The sequence below is a fragment of the Pirellulales bacterium genome (assembly GCA_036499395.1).
GTDB lineage: Bacteria > Planctomycetota > Planctomycetia > Pirellulales > JACPPG01 > JACPPG01.
Genome location: DASYDW010000108.1, coordinates 1 through 21,255, shown reverse-complemented (window position 1 = coordinate 21,255; position 21,255 = coordinate 1). Strand labels below are relative to the sequence as shown.

Genomic DNA, 21,255 nt, shown 5'->3' with positions numbered 1-21,255 from the left:
GTCTTTGCTGATGGTACGAATCCGAGCGTCCGGACGCCGGATCCGGAAGCGCCGGGCGAGCGCGGAAAATCTTATGGTAAGCAGGCCCGCGTCATTCTAAAGGAATGCGTCATGAGATCCATGCAACCCTTTGCTCGGTATCTGTTGGTCATTGAACTGATTACGACAAGCATTGGTATTCCGTATGTTCTGAATGTCGAGTTGGCGTCGAATACCTTTGGCTGTGAGCCCGGCGATGCGGTTCAACCTACAGACGAAGAGCTCTACGGAAAATTTGCGATCGGCCCCAAGACCGAAACGCCATTGGACCAAGCCGTTGATGATTTGAATAAAAAGCTGGCGAAGTATTCAAAGAACGTCGACCTTCCCGCTTCGCAAAGTGAAGAGATCTCGCCGTTAACAGCGGAAGAGGTTGTGAAAGTATTTCGCGCTTGGGATCGCAAAACGCATCCCGTTTCCGATCGGACTTTTCGTTCCTTCTCTCAAATCGTGAAAACGAAGACCTTGCCGCGACATTCCGTACTCGAACTGGGCGATCGATGGATCGAAGGCGAGGCATTGGACCAACATGTTTTGCAAATCAAGTTGACTGCCATGACCGAGAAGGATCGTGGCGATGAATTTCTGATTCGCGAGGAGACAATTGACCAGCGAAAGGCGTGGCCTAACCAGCCGGGTTTTCGCTGGATACTACGGCCGCAGGAGAGAACTTCGGCTCGTGGGTGGCTAGGTAGGGCGGATAACGACATTCAAGTGGCAATCGAACAGGGCGACCCAACGAACCTCGTAATAACCATCAATCGTTCGCATGATGTCCTCGGCGCGCGGGTTGTGGCTTTTGATGAAGACGAGCGACGTTTTACCTTGGGCGGTCGCGTCACTGGCGCGTATGAGAAGTTCATTACTGAGGAATTTCGACTCGATCACACGGGGCTTGCACCCGGAAAGGTGAAGCTATTGGGTGTCGAGGTTGTGACGCACGACGACCTAAATGGCATGGCGAAGACGGCTAGGAATCGGCCGCAAGCTCAAGGAACGGACGAGCTTCCTCTCCCTGAAGTTGGAAAACCGTTTGCATTTTCGTTGTATGTGTCTAACAAGCGGATTGACTCGCGCGAACTCCTCGGGAAAGTCGTGCTTCTGGATTTATGGGCCAGTACATGTGCGCCATGTCTAAAGAAAATGCCTGAACTCAAGGAGCAGTACGTGCGCTGGCACGAAAATGGCTTCGAGGTAGTGGGAGTAAGTTTCGATGACGACGCTGACTTGGCGCAGTCAGTCGTCGACCGGATGCAAATTCCCTGGCCATCAGCTGTCGTTCCCCGAGGTTCAACCGCCCGGAAATTGTGGGCAAGCGGAGGCCGCATCACCCGGTTGCCGACAATGTTGCTTGTCGACCGGAAGGGAATCTTGCGATTTGAATTATTTAGCGACTCCGGGAATCTAGAAGACAAGATTGCCGCATTGCTTCGCGAGCAATGAAATGAGCGTGCCTCGCCACAAACCGACGGCCCGTATCTACCGCGGCGCCGTGTGACGCAACTATGATGCGTGGCCCCGGTTGATCACTGGAACGCTGACGGGAGCGCTATTCGGATACCTTTTGGCGCCGTTCACGGTAACGCCTACAGCATCGCTGCGGTTGTTTCTTCCTATGCACAGCCGCTGTTTGGATCGATACTTGGCTTTGCTGTCGGCCTGATCCTTAACCGGATTGGCAACCGAAAACCGCCGGATCGACAATCGTAACCGCACGCCCCGTCACTGGCCCCGTCTGCCGTTCGGGACTAGATTAGCTGAAGGGGATGCCGGCCGGGCGAAATTCGCCAGCGCAGGCCAGTTTTCGAAAGGCCGCCGGTCGAGCGGCCGGCAGCGGCATCTCGGCGGCGTCACGTCTCGCGATTGTCTTTGTGGTCGGACCATGCAACTCGAGCAACTCGGCCCCTACAGAATCGGACGGCAACTCGGTCGTGGCGGCATGGGAACCGTCTACGAGGGGACGCTGCGCGAGACGGGCGAGACGGCCGCGATCAAGATTCTCTCGGCCACGCTCGCCCACGACGATGGATTCCGCGATCGATTCAAGTCCGAGATCGAGACGCTGCGCAAGCTGCGCCATCCCAATATCGTGCGGCTGTACGGCTTCGGCGAAGAGGAGCATCACCTCTTCTATTCGATGGAGTTGATCGTCGGCCGCAGCCTGGAAGACGACATGCAGGCTGGCCGTCGTTTCGCCTGGCGCGAAGTGACGGACTACGCGATTCAGACGTGCCGGGCATTGAAGCATGCTCACGACCGCGGTGTGATCCACCGCGATATCAAGCCGGCCAATTTGCTGATCTCGCAAGAGGGGCAGGTCAAGCTATCCGATTTCGGCATTGCCAAGCTGTTTGGCGCCACCGGTCTGACCGCCGTCGGCGGCGTGCTGGGCACCGCCGAATACATGGCTCCCGAGCAAACCGACGGACGCCCTATCACGCCGCGCTGCGACCTGTACAGCTTGGGGGGCGTGATGTACACGCTGCTGGCCGGCCGTCCACCGTTCAAGGCGGCCACCTTGGTCGAGATGCTGCAATTGCAGCGCTTCGCCGAGCCCGACCCTGTGCGTCGTTACGCGCCTGATGTGCCGGAAGAATTGCAGGTGATCATCAGTGACCTGCTGGTGAAGGATCCCGACCAGCGAATTGCCACGGCCATGGTGCTGTCGCGCCGGCTGGAAGCAATGCGGCACGGCTTGTCGATGCGTATCGATCTTTCGTTGAATGCGCCGACGCGCGATATTTCGCAGCCACCCATCGTCAGCGTCTCGAGTGCGACGATGACGGCTCCCGGCCAGCCGCTGCTGCCTACGGATAAAGACCCGCTTTCGGATGCCAATTCGGGCGAGTACGATCTTTCGCCGCCGGTGAATCCGCACGAGCAGACGGCCGCGGCACGGCACGAAAGGGCGCTGAGCGCCACGGTCGATCTGGTTTCGGCGACGTCGGTGAAGACGGGGCAGCAACCAGCCGGTGCCGCTAGCGCATCCGCCACGCCGCCCGCGCCACTTGGCAAGCCGACATCGCGCTTCGTCACGATTTCCGAAGAAGAGCATCGTCGTACCGACGCGCCGCGCGAACATACGAACCCCTGGGGGCTGCTGCAAACCGCGCTATTGATCGTGGCCGTCATTGCGCTGGCTGGTGGCACCTGGTGGTTGATGCAGCCGGCATCGGCCGACCGTTTATATACGCGGATCGAACGCACGATCGAGCCCGGCGACATGACCGCGCTGCGCGAGGCGGAGCCCGACCTGCGAACGTTCTTGGCGCATTACCCGGACGATCCGCGCGCGGCAGAGATCAAGCAACATCAGGAGGCAATCCGCCTTTATGTGGACGCGCGCCGGGCCGAAATGCGTGCTCGGTCGGCTAACGCCGTGGAAACGGCATCCTTGGTCGATCGTGCTTATCTCGACGCGATGTCACAGGCCAAATTGAATCCGGAAATGGCCGTCGAGCGGCTGACGGCAATCGTTGCTTTGTACGGCAACGATAAAAATCTGTCGCCGGCAGATCGCGACGCGCTGGCGCTCGCGCGGCAGCACCTGGCGCAGTTGCAATCACAGATCGAAGAACGCTCGCGCATGGATGTGCAAACCCTGTTGGGCCGACTGGATGCGGCCGACGCGCTGGAAAGCACGGATGCCGCTGCCGCCCGCGCGATCCGCGAAGGCATCATAAAGCTCTACGGCGACAAGCCGTGGGCGGCAAATGTTGTCGAGCGTGCTACGGCCGATCTGGCGGCCCGCACCGCGGCAGGCAATCATACAAATTTGGCCGCGCCCCAATGACCACGCTTCGTAGACCGTCATGAACGCTCCGCGTCCCTCCGAATCGGGCTTTCCCACGACCCGCATGCGGCGTTTGCGGTATCATCCCCGGCTGCGCGAAATGATTCGCGCCGTGCGGCTCGATCCGCGCCGCCTGATCCAGCCCCTCTTCGTCCGCCCTGGCAGCAAGATCCGCCAAGAAATCGGCACGATGCCGGGCGTGCATCAATTGTCGATCGACGAACTGGTTCGCGATGCCGAGCAATTGGCCGCGGCCGGCGTCGGCGGCGTGATCCTGTTCGGTATACCGAGCGAGAAAGACTCGCTGGGGCGCGACGCCTACAGCGAGACGGGCATCGTGCAACAAGCTGTGCGAGCATTGAAACGCGCCACGCCCGATTTGTTGGTCGTCACCGACGTTTGCTTTTGCGAATACACCGATCATGGACATTGTGGCGTCGTGAACCAGACAACGGGTCGGACGGACGTCGATAACGACGCGACGCTCGAACTGCTGGCTCGGCAGGTGGTCAGTCATGCGCAGGCGGGCGTCGACATGGTGGCCCCCAGCGGGATGATGGACGGTATGGTCGGCGCGATCCGGCAGGCGCTCGACGGCGCCGGCTTCGCCCATCTGCCGGTGATGAGTTACGCGGCCAAGTATTCGAGCGCCTTTTACGGTCCGTTCCGCGATGCGGCGGAAAGCGCGCCGGCCTTTGGCGATCGCCGCACGTATCAAATGGACGCCGCTGCCGATCCGGGTCAGGCCCTGCGCGAGGTCGAACTCGATCTGGCCGAGGGGGCCGACATCATCATGGTCAAGCCGGCGCTCGCCTATCTCGACATTCTGCGCAGTGTGCGCGACCGCTTTCCCGGCGTGCCCCTGGCCGCTTATAACGTGTCGGGCGAGTACAGCATGGTCAAGGCGGCCGCCGCCCGAGGCTGGCTCGACGAGCGCAGCGTCGTGCTCGAATCGCTGATCGCGATGCACCGTGCCGGCGCCGACATGATCCTCACCTATTGGGCGCGTGACGTTGCCGGCTGGCTGTCGTAGGGTGTTCTTTGAGCATCGGAACAACGACCGAGTGGGCATTCAAACCACCCCGTGTCGCATGTAGGGTGCTCTGTGAGCACCAAGGACCTGCTGCCAGCAGAGCGGTGCGTTGAGCTTTGGATTGTCGACATCCTTTCGTTTCTCGGCTTGCATAAAGATTCTTGCCATCCAAATACGTGGTGCCCACAGGGCACCCTACGAAATACACGGCCGCGCGGTCGCTTTAGGAGAATACTTCGTGGCGTATGAAAAGAGCCGGGCCGCTTTCGCCCATGCCAAGCAGTTGATTCCGGGGGGCGTGAACAGTCCTGCCCGCGCTTTTGGCGGCGTGGGGGGCGAGCCGTTGTTCATCGAGCGCGGCGAGGGGCCGTATCTGTTTGATATCGATGGCCGCCGATATATCGACTACATCGGCTCCTGGGGGCCGATGATCCTGGGGCATTGCCACCCGGCGGTCGAAGCGGCACTCGCGGCCGCTATTGGTCGAGGCACCAGTTTCGGCGCGCCGACCTTGGCCGAAAGCGAATTGGCCGAACTGATCATCGAGGCGGTTCCGTCGGTCGAAAAAGTGCGCCTGGTCAGTTCCGGCACCGAAGCCACGATGAGTGCCATTCGTCTGGCGCGCGGATACACCGGGCGCGACGTGATCGTCAAGTTCGCCGGCAATTATCACGGGCATGTCGACAGCTTGCTGGTGGCTGCCGGCAGTTCGGCCGCCACGCTCGGCGTACCGAATTCGCCCGGTGTGACGGCCGGCACCACGCGCGACACACTGGTCTTGCAATACAACGATTGCGCCGACGTGGAGCGCGCCTTTGCCGAACATGGCACGCGCATCGCTGGAGTGATTCTGGAACCGGTCGTCGGGAACATGGGCTGCGTGATCCCTACACCCGAGTTTTTGAGCACGCTGCGTCATGTCACGGCGACGGCCGGCGCTCTGTTGATCTTTGACGAAGTCATGACCGGCTTCCGCGTGGCCCACGGCGGCGCACAATCGATCTTCGGCATCACGCCCGACCTGACGACGCTGGGCAAGATCGTCGGCGGTGGCCTGCCGGTGGGAGCTTACGGCGGGCGGGCCGAGATCATGGATCACATCCTGCCCGCCGGCAAGGTGTTTCAAGCTGGCACCCTCAGCGGCAACCCGCTGGCCACGGCGGCGGGCATCGCTACGCTGAAGATTTTGCGAGACAATTCCCCCTATGCCCGGTTGGAAGCGCTAGGCCAACGGCTGGAGGCCGGATTGCTTGCCGCCGCGCGACAGGCGGGAATTCCGTGTACTGTGGCGCGGGTGGGAAGTATGATGACGCTGTTCTTCAATCCACAGCCGGTCGCCAACTGGGAGCAAGCTAGCCACTCGGACACCAAGCGATTTGCACGTTGGTTCTGGGAGTTGGTCGACAGCGGCATTTATATGCCTTGCAGCCAGTACGAGGCGTTGTTTATCTCGGCGGCTCATAGCGACGCAGATATCGACGCTACTATCACGGCCGCGCAAGAAGCCTTGTCGAAGCTGGCCAATTCCTAGTAGCGCCCCGCCCGGCGCTCGCGACAGTGCAAACTAAAAGTTCGTGTCGCGCGGACGCGCTAATCTTTCCCGGCATTTGTCGCATTGCTACCCGTTCGTCGCGCTTTTTTGGCGCGCGGTGTTTTAAATTCGAGATGGCTACCGATGATTCGTTCCTTTGTCTTTGCGCTGTTGATGCTGGTTGTCGGGGCGCGCGGCGCGGTTGCCTATACGCTCACGGGCACAAAATGGCCGCAGGCGTTTCTCGGCGCGCCGGTGACGATTACCTACAGCTATGCAAACCTGTTCGACGGTGGAATTCTCGATCCGAATAACCAGCCGGTCCCCGAGGCGATCTTGCGCGGCAGCATTGAGGAAGCCCTGTCGTTGTGGGCGTCGGTTGCGCCGCTGAACTTCGTCGAGGCCCCTGACTCGGGCCCACTGGTCTCAGATGCCGAATACCCAGCCTCGGCCAGTAACGCCGAGATCCGCTTCGGCCATCACTTCATTGACGGCTTCGGCAACGTCAAGGCGCACGCGTACTATCCGTCATCGACGTTTTCCGGATTGGCCGGCGACGTCCATTTCGACGATGGCGATCGCTGGGCCTTGGTCGGCACCCTGACCTATCCTGACCTGCTGGGCTGCGCCGAGCACGAGATCGGCCATGCCTTGGGGCTCGACCATTCGCTCGATCCGACGGCCGTGATGTATCCAACCTTTCACCGCATGGACGGACCCGGGACTGGTTTCCTCACGCCCGACGATATCGCCGGCATCGAGGCGATCTATGGCGTGGGCGTGGGCTCGGTCCATCCGCTGGTGCCCGAGCCGGCCACGATCTCGCTGGCGCTGGCGGCGATTTCGCTGGGCATGCTGTTCAGGAGACGCCGACGCTAACGGCGGTGTCGCGCGAGACGTTTAGGATCGAACCCGGATAACGCACCGTCGCCTACATCTTTTGAGCCGGACAAAAGCCAGCGGATTCCGCGGTTAAAGTGTGCCGGCCACCATGTTCCTTGCGTTTGCGGCCTCGGCAGGCGTAGAATCGACATTGCCGCACCGCGCTCTTTGCGCGGGCTGCTTGTGGGTGTGTGGGAGGATGGGCCATGTCGGGTGGATATTGGATGATCGCGGCTGTAGGCGTCGTGGCCCTGGTCGTCATCGGGTTTGCGTGGCAGAAAGTTCGCGCACGCGTCGAGCGCGCCAACTATCAGCGCTATCGCAGCGAATTCCATCTGCATCGCGAACGGCTGGAGGCCAAGTTCGTCGAGTTGGCCGGCAACAGTGGCAAGCCGCGCGGCCTGCGCTGGACCGACTGCTCGTTCGAGGACGAGGTCACCTACGCTCGGCATCGTCAGAATGGCGAGCTGTGCGCCTTTGTCGCGGTCACGATTGCTTTCGAGGCAATCGAAGGGGGCGGCATGGAAGAGGTCGAAGCCGTCAGCAACTTGCGCGCTGCCACTGCCGTATTCCGCCGTGATCATGGCAAATGGCAAACCGACGGCCGCGCGATCTTCAACCTCAATCCCACTGAGGCGATCGCCTACTACCAGGACAACCTGGTTCTGGTCGGCCAAGAGCACGCGCGAACGTAAAGACTGCGTGCGAGCTGTGTCCCGCGCTTACTGGCCGCGGATGACCTTGCGCAGAATATAGTGCGGGCGCCCTTTCACTTCCTCGTAGATGCGTCCCACGTATTCCCCGACCACGCCCAGCAGCATTAGCTGCATGCCCGCCAGGAATACGATCACCACGATCAACGAGGCAAAGCCCGGCGGTGTGTTGCTTTCGAAGACCAGTCGGGCCAGGATCGCATAGACCGCGTACACAAGCGAAGCCACGATGGCCAGCAATCCCAGCACTAGCGCGCCGCGCAACGGGACGATCGAAAAGGCGAAGATGCCATCCGAGGCGAGCTTCAAGAGTTTCAGCGGCGTGTACTTCGAACGGCCGGCGTGTCGACCCGCGCGATCGACGACCATCCCCGTCTGCCGGAAACCGACCCACGCTCGCAGCCCGCGCAAGTAGCGTTGCCGCTCGGGCGCTTGCCGCATGGCATCGACGACGCGCCGCGACAACAGGGCAAAGTCTCCGCTGTCGAGCGGCAGCGGCGTATTCGAAAGCATCGTCACCAGGCGATAGAACAACCAGTAGCACAGCCGCAGGTACCAGCCTTCTTGCCGCTGTCCGCGCTGTGCGTACACAACGTCGTACCCTTCGGCGTGCTTGGCCAAAAGCTGCGGGATCACCTCGGGCGGGTCTTGCAGGTCGCCGTCCATGATCACGATGACGTCGCCTGTGACCTGGTCCATCGCCGCGGTGATGGCCGTTTGATGGCCGAAATTGCGTGACAGCAGTACCCCTACGATGCGAGGATCCTTCGTGGCCGCGGCCTCGAGCAGTTCGGCCGTGCCGTCGCTGCTACCGTCGTCGACCATCACGATCTCGTGCGGGCCGCCGGGAATCTTGTCCAGCACCGCGCCGACGCGCTCGACCAGCAGCGGGAAAACCTCGCGCTCGTTGAACACCGGAATGGCCAAGGACAAACGTGGGGACGAATTCATGCCGTACTCGCTAAAAGTTCTCATTGTCGTCCGCGTCCTGCGGATGGCACTGTCTGTTTTGCGGCCCGGACCAATTTCGCTGGCGGGCCGGAGCTATTGCCTCGTGCCGCGTTGCGAACGATCAACGCCCACGACAAACCGGTCAGCGGCGGGCACGTTCGCGGCATGGCCGGGGAGGTACTGCCCTCGTATTGCGGCCGATCGCAAGTGATTCCCTGCCTGAGAGCCGCTGCGGCCCGCACAATCATCAATAGCTTACGGCAGCCGGTCCGGCCGGTGGCGGTCTTACCAGCTCTGCCCGAAAACACCATGACAGGGGATGCTACTGGGCAAGGGCGGCGAACTCAAGCCGGGACAGTTGGTAGGGCCGTTACAACTTGACCACGGCTCGCCGCGACCGCCAATCGCCTGGCGCCGTATTGACGTGCCAGGCCACGGCAGGTGACGCTAAAGACTCAATTCGATCGAGCGTTCGCGTAGGGTGGGACGCGAGCATCGCGGCGGACCGCTATATTCTGCTGCGAAGGCGTCGCCCAGAAAGCCCTCAATCGCGGGCTGATTTTTCCCCCGGCATCCGAGCTGCGGCACATGGCCAGCAAAAAACCTCGACCTGCGACCGGCATCGCCGCCCGGCTGCGCGGGCCATTGCCGGTCGTTATTCTGCTGGCATGCCATGTGGTGCTGGGCGCGACTGCCGTCGCTCGCAAGTCGATGACCTTCGACGAAAGCGCCCACCTCGGCGGCGGCTTCAGCTATTGGGCCGCGAACGATTACCGATTGCACGCCGAAAATGGGAACTGGTCGCAGCGCCTGGTGGCGCTCCCCATCTATCTGCACGGATACAAGCTGGCCGTCGACGACCGTTCGTGGTCGATCTCGGACGTGTGGGGTATTACGGATCGCTTGATGACCGCGATGGGGGGCGAAACGGATAACATGTTGTGGCGCGCCCGGATGATGATGGTGCTGCCCGACCTCGCCTTGGGGCTGCTGGTCTATTTCTGGTCGCGACACATCTTTGGTCCTGTCGGCGGACTGATCAGCCTAACGCTGTACGCCTTTTCTCCTACGATCCTGGCAAACGGCTTTCTCGCCACCTCGGACCTTGTGGCGGCGCTATTCTTCACGGCCGCGACGGCCGGGATATGGGCCGTGTTGCATCGCATCTCGTGGCTGACTTTGGGAGCGGCGATCGTCGGTGTCTCGGGCCTGCTACTTTCGAAATATTCCGGAGTCCTGATTGCGCCGATGGCCGTTGTCATGCTGGCCGTACGACTGTCGAGCAGCCGGCCGTTGCCGGTGTCGCTCGTCGGCCAGCACGAGCTACGCGGGCGGGTACGTCTATTGATGGCTTTCGTAGCAGGCGCCGTGATCGTTGCGCTCGGAGCGGTGCTGATTATTTGGGCGTCGTACGGTTTTCGCTACGCGATGTTTGGCGCGGACTCCCTGCCGGAAAGTAAGACGCAGATTCCCTGGGAAAATCTCGAAGGGGGCGCCTCGCCACAGATTTTGGCGCTCGTGCATTTTGCGCGCGAGCATCATCTGCTTCCCGAAAGTTACCTGTACGGTTTCACGTATACGTTGTTTTACGCGAATCAGCGCGCCGGATTTCTCAACGGCGCGTTCTCGTACAAGGGATGGACCAGTTTCTTCCCACTCTGCCTGTTGTGGAAGACGCCACTAACTTTGTTCTGCATCACTGGGCTGGCCGGTTGGACCTTGTGGGCGCGGCGCAAACTGCCGACCGGGCAGGATTCGAGCGGCGATCGCTGGCCTGCGGGCAGGCTGTATCAACTCGTGCCGCTGATTGTACTTTTCGCCGTGTATTGGGGCGTGGCGATTCGCAGCAATCTCAATATCGGACATCGGCACATCTTGCCCACTTATCCGCCGATGTTCATCTTTGCCGGCGCGGCAGGGCTATGGTTTACCACGGCCGTAGCCAGCCGCGCGACCTCTGGCAAAACGGTTGCGGGCAACGCCCCCGCGCAGCGCGACGTAGCGACGCCACCCAGGTTTGCCGCGGTGGCTCGAGGTGTGACCCTGCTGCTGTTAGCGTTGGGCACGTTGGAAACCATCGGCTTCTGGCCTAACTATCTGGCGTACTTCAACCTGATCGCCGGCGGTCCACGGCAAGGCTATCGCCGCCTGGTCGATAGTTCGCTCGATTGGGGGCAGGATCTGATCGAACTGAAGCGATGGCTTGATGCCCATCCCGACGACAGCCGTGATCCACGACGCGTCTACTTATCGTATTTCGGTACCGCCAAGCCCGAGGCGTATGGCATTCGCGCCGAAGAGCTGCCGAAGTTTTTTCCGCGCTGGAATCCGACTTTGCCTGCGCCGCTGGCCGGTGGTTTGTACTGCATTAGCGCTAGCATGTTGCAGCAGGTTTACACGGTTCCCTACGTGGGGAAGTGGAACGAGCAGTTCGAAAAATATTATCAGGATTTGCGCCAGGTCGTGGTGCCGTTCCAACGTGCCGCGTCGAACCCGGCGGCGTTGCAACAAATGGCCGAGAGTGCGCCGCTGGCCGAGTTGCAAGAGGCATTCCGAGTCTACCGGGTGTTGCGATTCGGACGGCTGTGCAGCTTTCTGCGGCAGCGCGAGCCGGACGACCAGGTGGGCTACTCGATCATGATCTATCGTTTAACCGACGCCGATGTGGACGCGGCGCTCGACGGACCTCCGTGCGAGTTGATCGCCAGGCCCGAGGGGGAAGGGCAATTAGAGGACGACACCGCGCCCGCGGATGAATCGCAGGATCAGAACGCGGCGCCGTAGCATCACAACGTAGCGTCCAGCAATCACCACGACCGCGCCGACAAGCGAAATAGGAACGACAGGCAGCGACGATGCTCGACGTCACGACCACGGTTAATGGCACGATCTGGCCGGGTATACCCGGACCATTCGCGTCGCAATTGCTGGCGATGCAGTGTCAGTTTGAGTCGATCCAGTGGCTGACGGCCGAGGAGATCCTAGCGCGTCAGTCGCGGCAACTGGGACGGCTGCTTGCTCATGCCTTTGACACCACGGCCTTTTACCGTCGCCGGCTTGAGTCTATCGGCCTGACGCCCGAGCATGTGCAGGGCCGCGAAGAGTGGTCGCGCATTCCGTTGCTCTCGCGCGCCGATATGCAGCAGTTCGCCGCGGATCTGGTTTCGTGCGCTGTACCGGACGCGCACGGTCCACGCAGCCAGCTATTCACTTCGGGTTCGACCGGTCGGCCGGTGATGGTGGTCGGCACCGGGCTGACGCAATTGTTCTGGAATTGCTGCACGCTGCGCGACCATCTTTGGCATCGTCGCGCACCGGGGGCAACGCTGGCGGCGATCCGCAGTTTGCCTGGCGACGAGGCGGGACCACCGCACGGCGTGTCGTCCGAGGATTGGGGCCCGGCAACGCGTGGCATCGTGGACACGGGGCCCAGCCATACTCTGAACATTCACAGCACCGTCGACCAGCAGGCCGACTGGCTATTGCGGCGCGATCCCGATTATCTGCTGACATATCCTTCGAACTTGGCGGCGCTTGTGCAACATTCGCAAGCCAATGGTTGGCGGCTGCCGCGTTTGCGCCAGGCGCGTACGTTTGGCGAGTTGTTGGAACCGCGCGTGCGCGAGCAATGCCGCCGTGTGTGGAATGTCGCGGTTGTCGATATGTACAGCTCGCAAGAGGTTGGGTATCTCGCGCTGCAATGTCCAGACACCGAAAACTATCACGTGCAGTGCGAGAACGTGCTGGTCGAAGTGCTCGATGACCAGGGGCAAGCCTGCCCGCCGGGCAGCATTGGCCGCGTGGTGGTCACCTCGCTGCACAATTTCGCCACGCCCCTTCTGCGCTACGACATTGGCGATTACGCCGAGGTGGGCGAACCGTGCCCCTGCGGTCGTGGGCTGCCGGTGCTGAAGCGAATCATGGGGCGGCAGCGCAATATGGCGATTCTGCCGGACGGGCGCCGACGCTGGCCATCGATCGAATTGGTCGGCACCGAGGATCTGGCTGACTTCCCGCCCATCCATCAGTTTCAATTGATTCAGCGCTCGCGCACTTCGATGGAAATGCTGCTGGTCGCGCTCCGGCCGCTCACACCAGCGGATGAGGAACGGTTGCGCGGCTGGGTGCTGACGGCGCTCGGTCATCCGTTCGAAGTCGGCTTTCGTTACGTCGACGAGATTCCGCGCGGCCCGCTCGGCAAGTTTGAAGACTTCCGTTGCGAGATTGACGAATCATTGGAAATGACGAACCCTGAGAATCCGATCGGCGACGGGGGGCGCGGCGATGTCTGATATTGGCCTTACAGGCAGTGCGCCCGGCTCTTTAGCCTGTAGCGTCGTAGGCGTGCCGGACCTCTTGGACACAGACCGCGCACAGCTACTGGCTTTGATGCGAGGTCATTTCGACCAGGTGGACGCCGCGCAGTTTTATCGCGATCTGGACGAAAAGCCGTCGGTCGTGTTGGTACGTGAAGCAGCATCGTCACGTATCTGCGGTTTTTCGACGATCACGTATTTCGATATGGTCGTTGCTGGCGAACTTGTCGGAGCGGTATTCGCCGGTGATACGGTAATCGAACCGCAATATTGGGGCCATTCGGCCTGGGTCTACGCCTGGGCGCGGCACAGTTTCGAGATCGCGCGTCACGCCAGCGCCACGCACGTCTATCTGCTTCTGCTGACGTCGACGCATCGCAGCTATCGATTCATGCCCGGATTCTTCCAAACGTTCTATCCGCGTCCCGATGTTGCGATCCCCAAGGACGTGCAAGCCAGGCTGGACGCATTGACGCTGCGCAAGTTTCCCACGGAATACGATGCGGCGCGAGGGATCGTCGCCTTGCACAAGCCGACGCCGGTCCGGCCGGAACGCAATCTGTATGGTTCCGCGCCGGGTGATACGGTCGAGGATCGCTTCTTCGTCGACCGAAATCCCGGCTATCTGCGCGGCGACTACCTGGCCTGCATTGCCGAGTTCACCTGGGAGAATCTGACGGCGCTGGGAAGACGCGTCGTGAGCGAGCGGGCATGATCCTTTGATGGCTCTCGAAATTGGACGTGCATGTTCGAATTAGGTCAGTACCTTGACGGCGCGCCCTCCGGTAGAACAGGCTAATAGCAGCGCCGCAAACTTCTTCGCATCGTCGATGGTTTCGGCAATCGGTCGCGGCTGGTCTGAGTTACGACGCACCGCGACAGAAAACTTGCCCTACCGCAGCCGGCGCACCAATTACCTGTTCGACGAATGACGCAGACATCCCATAGCGCCGGCGAGCAGAAAATGCCCGCCGCGACGAATTCGGTTGCCGGATCGCGCCTGCTGCGCGGTCCGCTGCCGGTGATCGTGCTATTGGTTTGTCATCTGGCGCTCGGATATAGCGCTGTGTGTCAGAAATCGATGACCTTCGACGAAGGGGTACATCTGACCGGCGGTATGAGTTATTGGTCGCTCGGCGATTACCGCATGCACCCCGAGAACGGCAACTGGTCGCAGCGGCTGGCGGCCTTGCCTGTATGGCTGAGCGGAACCCGCTTTGTGCCCACGGGGGACATTACCTGGGACACGGGCCTGCCGTGGGAAACGAGCGATCATTTTCTCTTTCGTGCCGGGAACGATCTGGACACGATGCTGGTGCGCGGACGGGCCGCGATCGCGCTGGCCAGCGCCGCGTTGGGCCTGCTGGTTTATCTATGGTCGCGCAAGTTATTCGGCCTGCCCGGCGGCTTGATCAGCCTGACGCTGTATGCCTTCTCTCCGACGTTTCTGGCGAATGGATTTCTGACGACGTCCGACTTGATGGCGACGCTGTTTTTCACGGCGTCGGTCGGATGTTTATGGACACTGCTGCAGTGCGTGACGCTCGCGGCAGTTGGGGCTACTTGCTTCTCGGTCGCCGGATTATTGCTGGTGAAGTTTTCCGGCGTGCTCATCGGCCCTATGGCGGCAGTCCTGGTCGCGATACGGCTCTCGGATCTAGCGCCGGTGCATTGGCGGATCGGTCGTCCGCGCGAGGTAAACGGGCTGACGCCGCAGTTGGCGCTGTTTGCTGGGCTGGCAGTCGTTGTAGCGCTTGGCGTCTCGCTCGTGATCTGGACGTCCTATGGTTTTCGCTACTCGGCATTCGCCCCGGATCAGACGAACGAGGCGACGCGCTTTCAAGTGACTTGGGAAGGTGTCGAAGAGGGGTTGCCGCCGTATGTCGCGCGAGCGCTCGAACTCGGCCGGCAATACAAATTGTTGCCCGAGGCGTGGATGTACGGCTTCGGCTACACGCTCTTCACCGGGGCGCGCCATTCGTTTCTCGACGGCATGTACAGCACGAAGGGTTGGGCGCGATTCTTTCCCTATTGCTTCGCGTGGAAGAATCCGCTGTCGCTGTTCGTGGTGCTGGCGCTTGGGATGTGGGGATGCCGGGTCGCGCGGCGAGCGGCGATGGCAGACGCGGCTGCCTCGAAGCAGCGCGCCTGGTGGTATCCGCTGTCGCCACTGTTGGTGTTGTGGGGAGTTTATTGGGCCACGGCCATCACCAGCAGCATGAACATTGGCCATCGACATATCCTGCCGACGTACCCACCGTTGTTCATCCTGGCCGGAGCCGCGGGCCTGTGGTTCCGCTCGTTCACAGGATCACGCGCCGCGCGATCGAAGAAAGATCCATCCGCCGCGAATGTTCCTGGTGGAGCGTTAATTACCGGGGCACGCGTCGCGGTGCTCGCGGCGCTGGCCAGCTACGCGATCGTCGCTGTATGGAGCTGGCCGAATTACCTCGCATATTTCAATCTGCTGTCCGGCGGGCCCGATCATGCCTATCGGCGGCTGGTCGACAGCTCGCTCGACTGGGGGCAGGACCTAAAGGGACTGAAACGCTGGCTGCACGAGCATCAGGACGATACCGCTGACGGGCAGCGCGTTTACCTTTCCTATTTCGGCATGGCCGGGCCGCAATATTACGGCATTGATGTGCGACCGTTGCCGAGCTTTCGCATGCGGTGGCACGACGAAGCCGCGCCACCGCCGCTGGTTGCTGGCCTGTACTGCATCAGCGCCACGATGGTACAGCCGATCTACGGCAATTATCCCGGACATTGGAACACGGTGTACGAGGAACTTTACCAGCGGCTGCGTTCGGTCTTCGAGGCGCCTGTGCAACAGGGGGCGGACCTGTCGGCAATGGCGAAGCTGGTACCGCAACTGAACCCGGAAGAGTTGAAGATGGCGCTCCGCAACTACGAAGAGCTGCGCTTTTCGCGGTTGTGTAGTTTTCTGCGCCAGCGCGAACCGACGACGAAGATCGGCTATTCTATTCTCATCTACCGGCTCACGGACGCAGACCTGGCGCAAGCGCTAGTCGGCCCGCCGAGCGAGCTGCTTGCCAAGCCCGAGAATCAGCCTTAGCCGATCGCGATGAGCCCCGCCAAGCCCACGAAGAGCAAGCCGAAGCCTGTTGTCGCACGGGAAGCCGTGCCGGAAATCGCGCCGCGCCTGGCGCGCTTTGCGCCGCTGGTGCCCTGGGTTAGCCCGGTGTTGATCGTGGCCGCGGTCGGCGCGATGCTCTGTTGGACGTGGGGCACTTGGCCGGATGTGATCGTCGATTTCGGCCGCGAGCTGTACGTTCCCTGGCGGCTTACGGAAGGCGAGGTTCTGTATCGCGACCTGGCCTTTTTCAATGGTCCGCTCTCGCCCTACTGGAACGCCCTGTGGTTTCGTTTATTCGGCGTTGGGCTGCGCACGTTGGTCGTGGTGAACTTGGCGATTCTGGGCGTGATGCTCGCGCTGTGGTATTCGCTGCTGCGAACGATTGGCAGCCGCACGTCGGCCTTGCTCGGCTGCCTGGTTTTGGTACTGCTGTTTGCGTTCTCGCGTTATACGATTGCCGCCAATTACAACTACATCTGTCCTTACTCGCACGAAGTCACGCACGGGCTGACGCTGTCGCTGGCGGCGTTTTACTTTCTGGCCCGTTATGTGCGCGGCGCGCTTTTACGGGACGTCGCGCTGTGCGGATTGTGCGTCGGACTAGTCGCGCTAACGAAGCCTGAGATTCTTGGCGCCACGTTGCCGGCGGTCGCCCTGGGGTTGTTGCTGGCTCACGCCGCCGGTGGGCGGAATAACGCGCAGTTGGGGCGCATGGCCGTGGCGTTTGTCGGTCCGCTGTTCGTTCCCTTCATCGTTGCTACGGCGCTATTGTCGCTAGCGATCGGACCTGCTGCGGCGGCGACAGGCAGTCTAGGGGGCTGGAAATGGGTCTTTGACACCGAGATCACGTCGCTGCCGTTCTACCGCCATTCAATGGGCGCGCAGGACGCCATGAAACATTTCGGCGTGCTGCTCTCGATCCTCTTCTGGTACGGAATGCTGTTGGGCATGCCGGCCGGAGTCGGCCTGCTGGTGTGGCAATCGCGCCGAGCCGAGCTGGGGGCTGCGATTATCTCGTTTGCCGTGGTGCTGGGAATTCTGCTGTGGAACTTCGAAGTGGTTCCCAATTCGGATGCGCTGCGCCCGTTGCCGATTGCCATGGCAGGAGCATTGCTGGGCGTGGCCCTGCTATGGAAGCGCGTGCCGGACGCGGCCGAGCGCGGGCGGCTGGCCGTGACCGTGGCGCTCTTGATCTTCGCGCTGTTGATGACAGCCAAGATTTTCTTGCATGTCCGTTTGATTCATTACGGCTTTTATCTGTCGATGCCAGCCACGCTGTTGCTGATCTTTGCGCTGTGGGACCTGGCGCCGCGGTGGCTTGAATATTCCGGCGGCTCGGGCTGGATGTTGCGCGGCGCTTTCCTGGCGGCGCTGTTAGTGATCGTATTGCGCTCGCTGGACGAGACTTCGCAAAAGCTGGCGACCCTGACCGAGCGCGTCGGGTCGGGCGCAGATGCCTTTTGGGCCGACTCGCGCGGCGAAGAAATCAATCGCTTGTTGGCAGAGCTTGAAACGCTTGCGCCGCCCGAGGCCACGCTGGCCGTCGTGCCCGAAGGGATCATGCTCAACTACCTGACGCGGCGCGTGGATCCCACGCCGTTCATTTCGCTGATGCCGGTCGAAGTGTTGATGTTCGGCGAGACTCGCATTTTGGAAGCGTTTCTCGACCACCCGCCTGACTATTTGATCCTCACTGACGAGGATCTGGCCGATTACGGCTTTCAGGATTTTCGGTCGAACACCGATGGCTATGCCGACCTGCTGGCCGTGTGGATGAACGACAACTATCAACTGATCGGCAAGGTACCGGCCACCGAAGGTACATTGCTGCGCGGCTTGTTGCTCGAGCGCATTCGTCCAGAAGAACCGCCGGCAAAAGTGGATGCCGCGCCGCTTGGTACGAAAAGAGGTCCTGCGCCGTGAAGCGTCGGCTGCCACGTGCCGGGGATGTGTCACGCGGCAAATCTTAAGAAATTGGCAGGAAAGCCGAAGGCTCGGCATTTTCCAATGCTGGCACAGTCCCAATCCGGACCGGAAGCCACGATTCCCGCGGATTCACTTTGCCCAATCGCGCCTTTCGGCATGCTTTGACCTTGGGCCGGGGCCGTGGACGACATTGGTACAAGCAGGCGGTGACGGCCGGCGCCGGGCAAGGTTGGATTTTGCCCTCACCTAGAGTTATGTTTATGTGAGGAGTTTATTTGCCGTGTACGCGCCTCGGAACATTTCCGATTCGATGCCGTTGCGGCTGACGGTCTGCGCACTGATTGCGGTCGGGCTGGTTGGGCCTGCTCGAGGCATTGCTGCGGTGCAGGACAACGCGCCGCAAAAGTCGACGGGCACCGCGGCAGCGAAAAAGCCGCCCGCGGCGAAAACGACGAAGCCGGCAGCCAAGGCCGCGCCCCGCCAGGCGCCGCAAGATGTGCATCCCACGCCGGCGCTACCGGACGATCCCACGTTGTCTTCCGACGAGTCGAACTCTTTCCTCACGGGCGACCCGTGGCAGGACACGCTACTGCGCTTCAAGCAATGGCTGTCGGTACAGACGCTGTATGATGCCCGCCAGGTGCGGCAGATCCAAAGCCGCATGGCGGACCGCGTACGCAAGGTCGCCAAGGGGAGTCAAAAGGAATTCATCAAAGAGATCGATGCGAAGTTGAACATCCTGTACGGGCCCGGCACCGTGGCTCTGCAGAATCACTTGGAAGAAAGTCTGGCCGCGGCGACTCCGGCCTATGTTAAGAAGTGCCGGCATCAACTGCCCGACGTCGTGGGCTCAACTCCTGAAGAGTTGAAGGAACGGCTGGCGCGTTTCGCCATGCGACATCAGTCGACGGCCGAGGTGCATCAAACTTTCCAGCAGATGAAGCAGTTGCAGATCGCCTCGGACGAGGCACGTGGCGAATCACGCCGTATGGAAAGGCCACGCCCCTCGGCGTCGCATATTGTCTCTGCACCGACCAGCAATAATCGCCGGTCGCAAGGGGGGAGCCGTTTGGCGCGCGATTACTTCCCGCAAAACAACAGCTCGATCAGCTACTCAATCATTCCGGCTATGCCGATGATGACCAACAGTGGCTGGGCCATGTTCGGCGGCGGCGTGGCGATCAACATCACGCGCAGCCGCTAAGCGGATTGGCGATCGACCTCTCGGTCCGTCCTTCGCTCGATGTTACGCGCGCGTTACTTCGCGGCGGCCAGTTTGCGTAGCACGGTTTGCAGGATGCCGCCGTTGCGGTAGTAGTCGACCTCGACCGGCGAATCGATCCGCACCGTGGCCTGGAACTCGGTCACCTTGCCGCCGGGCGTCGTCGCGCGGACGGTCAGTTGGCTGCGCGGCTTAATATTGTCGTCCAGGCCCAGCACGTCGAACGTCTCTTCCCCGGTCAGGCCCAGCGACTGCCAGGTCTCGCCTTGCTTGAACTGCAACGGCAGGATGCCCATGCCCACCAGGTTGCTGCGATGGATGCGTTCGTAGCTGACGGCAATCACGAACCGAACGCCCAACAGCATCGTTCCCTTAGCGGCCCAGTCGCGGCTGCTGCCGGTACCATATTCGGCGCCGGCCAACACGACCAATGGAACCTTTTCCTCGTGGTACTTCATCGCAGCGTCATAGATCGGCATCACCGCGCCGTCCGGCAGGTGACGCGTGACGCCTCCTTCGGTTCCCGGAGCGAGCAAATTGCGAATGCGGATGTTGGCGAACGTGCCGCGGGTCATCACGCGATCGTTGCCGCGACGGGCACCGTAGCTGTTGAAATCGCGCGGATCGACGCCATGCTCGACCAAGAACTTACCGGCCGGGCTTTTCGTGGCGATCGAGCCGGCGGGCGAGATGTGGTCGGTCGTTACCGAGTCGCCTAGCGCCGCCAGCACTCGTGCCCCTTGGATCGGCTTCACCGGCTCGTCCGAGGCCTGCAGGCCGCTCAAGAACGGCGGCTCTTGGATGTAGGTGCTGTCCGAGTCCCACGCGTACAGGGCGCTTCCCGCCACGTCGATCTCGTTCCATCGCTCGTTCGATTCGAACACGCCGGAGTAGCGCGCCTGGAACGACTCGGGCTTCACGGCCTGCTCGATCGCGTCGCTGACTTCCTTCTGCGTCGGCCAAATATCTTTCAGGTAGACCGGTTTGCCGTCCCGGCCAGTTCCCAACGGGTCATTCACCAAATCGATGTCGGTCGTCCCGGCCAGGGCGTATGCTACGACCAGCGGTGGGCTGGCTAGGTAGTTGGCCTTTACCAGCGGGTTGATGCGCCCCTCGAAATTGCGATTACCGCTCAGAACAGCCGCCGCGACCAGGTCGCCTTTCGTCACGGCATCGGCCACCGGTTGCGGTAGCGGACCGCTATTGCCAATACACGTCGTGCAGCCATAGCCCACGGTGTTGAAGCCAAGCTCATCAAGGGCCTTGGTCGTGCCTGCCTTTTCGAGGTAGTCAGTTACGACGCGCGATCCCGGCGCCAGGCTGGTCTTTACGTAGGGCTTGACGTGCAACCCTTTCTCGACGGCTTTCTTGGCCAGCAAGCCGGCCCCCAGCATGACCGAAGGGTTGCTCGTGTTGGTGCAACTGGTGATGGCGGCGATGACGACGTCGGCGTGTTTCACTTCGGCTTTGGTTTTCTCTGCAACGGCTAATCCGCCAGTGGCTTGATCGGAAGTCGCGGCGCGCTTCGCGTCGGCTTCTTTCATCATTGCGCCGAAGTTGCTGTTGAAGACCTTGCTGACGTTGGACAGCTCGACGCGATCCTGCGGGCGCTTCGGCCCGGCGAGGCTCGGCGTGACGGTCGCCAGGTCCAGCTCGAGCACCTCGCTGAACTCCGGCTCGACATCCTTCTGCCGCCAGAGGCCCTGCTCCTTGGTGTAGCGTTCGATGAGATCGATGTACTGCCCATCG

Annotated in this window: 14 protein-coding genes; 12 read left to right on the top strand and 2 right to left on the bottom strand. The window is 61.4% G+C overall.

What is annotated here, in order from left to right; translation table 11 throughout:
* The 6 genes from VGN12_19905 to VGN12_19880 all read left to right on the top strand — a co-directional run.
* On the top strand, nt 1-1,482 hold a 1,482-nt coding region (locus VGN12_19905), incomplete at its 5' end, for a TlpA disulfide reductase family protein (GenBank protein ID HEY4311721.1).
* Nucleotides 1,483-1,921: 439 nt separating this feature from the next.
* Nucleotides 1,922-3,832, top strand: a complete 1,911-nt coding sequence (locus VGN12_19900) for a serine/threonine-protein kinase (GenBank protein ID HEY4311720.1) — start codon at nt 1,922-1,924, stop codon at nt 3,830-3,832.
* A gap of 19 nt (nt 3,833-3,851) precedes the next feature.
* Nucleotides 3,852-4,865 carry a porphobilinogen synthase gene (hemB, locus tag VGN12_19895; protein HEY4311719.1) on the top strand — a complete coding sequence of 338 codons (1,014 nt, stop codon included), beginning with the start codon at nt 3,852-3,854 and terminating at the stop codon, nt 4,863-4,865.
* Between the two features lie 238 nt (nt 4,866-5,103).
* Nucleotides 5,104-6,396 carry a glutamate-1-semialdehyde 2,1-aminomutase gene (gene hemL / locus VGN12_19890; GenBank protein HEY4311718.1) on the top strand — a complete coding sequence of 431 codons (1,293 nt, stop codon included), beginning with the start codon at nt 5,104-5,106 and terminating at the stop codon, nt 6,394-6,396.
* A gap of 144 nt (nt 6,397-6,540) precedes the next feature.
* On the top strand, nt 6,541-7,275 hold the full coding sequence (locus tag VGN12_19885; protein HEY4311717.1) for a matrixin family metalloprotease: 735 nt from the start codon (nt 6,541-6,543) through the stop codon (nt 7,273-7,275).
* A gap of 209 nt (nt 7,276-7,484) precedes the next feature.
* The gene (locus tag VGN12_19880; protein ID HEY4311716.1) at nt 7,485-7,973 is read left to right on the top strand and encodes a hypothetical protein; all 489 of its coding nucleotides are present in this window, start codon (nt 7,485-7,487) and stop codon (nt 7,971-7,973) included.
* Nucleotides 7,974-8,000: 27 nt separating this feature from the next.
* Here VGN12_19880 and VGN12_19875 read toward each other — a convergent pair whose 3' ends face one another.
* Entirely contained in the window at nt 8,001-8,942 is a 942-nt protein-coding gene (locus VGN12_19875) for a glycosyltransferase family 2 protein (protein ID HEY4311715.1), read from the bottom strand.
* A 588-nt stretch (nt 8,943-9,530) separates the two neighbouring features.
* Here VGN12_19875 and VGN12_19870 point away from each other — a divergent pair.
* The 6 genes from VGN12_19870 (at nt 9,531) to VGN12_19845 (ending at nt 19,488) form a co-directional block, all read left to right on the top strand.
* Complete coding sequence (locus VGN12_19870; GenBank protein ID HEY4311714.1) at nt 9,531-11,726, top strand: glycosyltransferase family 39 protein; 2,196 nt, start codon at nt 9,531-9,533, stop codon at nt 11,724-11,726.
* Nucleotides 11,727-11,797: 71 nt separating this feature from the next.
* Nucleotides 11,798-13,234: a hypothetical protein gene (locus VGN12_19865; protein ID HEY4311713.1), complete on the top strand. Its 1,437-nt coding sequence runs from the start codon at nt 11,798-11,800 to the stop codon at nt 13,232-13,234.
* Between the two features lie 64 nt (nt 13,235-13,298).
* Nucleotides 13,299-13,973 (top strand): hypothetical protein, encoded by a 675-nt coding sequence (locus VGN12_19860; GenBank protein HEY4311712.1) that lies wholly within the window; start codon nt 13,299-13,301, stop codon nt 13,971-13,973.
* A gap of 249 nt (nt 13,974-14,222) precedes the next feature.
* Nucleotides 14,223-16,337 (top strand): hypothetical protein, encoded by a 2,115-nt coding sequence (locus tag VGN12_19855; protein HEY4311711.1) that lies wholly within the window; start codon nt 14,223-14,225, stop codon nt 16,335-16,337.
* A gap of 9 nt (nt 16,338-16,346) precedes the next feature.
* Nucleotides 16,347-18,281, top strand: coding sequence for a glycosyltransferase family 39 protein (locus VGN12_19850; protein HEY4311710.1), 1,935 nt, complete (start codon nt 16,347-16,349; stop codon nt 18,279-18,281).
* Between the two features lie 283 nt (nt 18,282-18,564).
* A complete protein-coding gene (locus VGN12_19845; GenBank protein ID HEY4311709.1) occupies nt 18,565-19,488 on the top strand; it encodes a hypothetical protein in 924 nt (307 codons plus the stop codon).
* Between the two features lie 53 nt (nt 19,489-19,541).
* Here the strand turns inward: VGN12_19845 and acnA are convergent.
* A partial coding sequence (gene acnA / locus VGN12_19840) for an aconitate hydratase AcnA (protein ID HEY4311708.1) occupies nt 19,542-21,255 on the bottom strand: 1,714 nt, incomplete at its 5' end.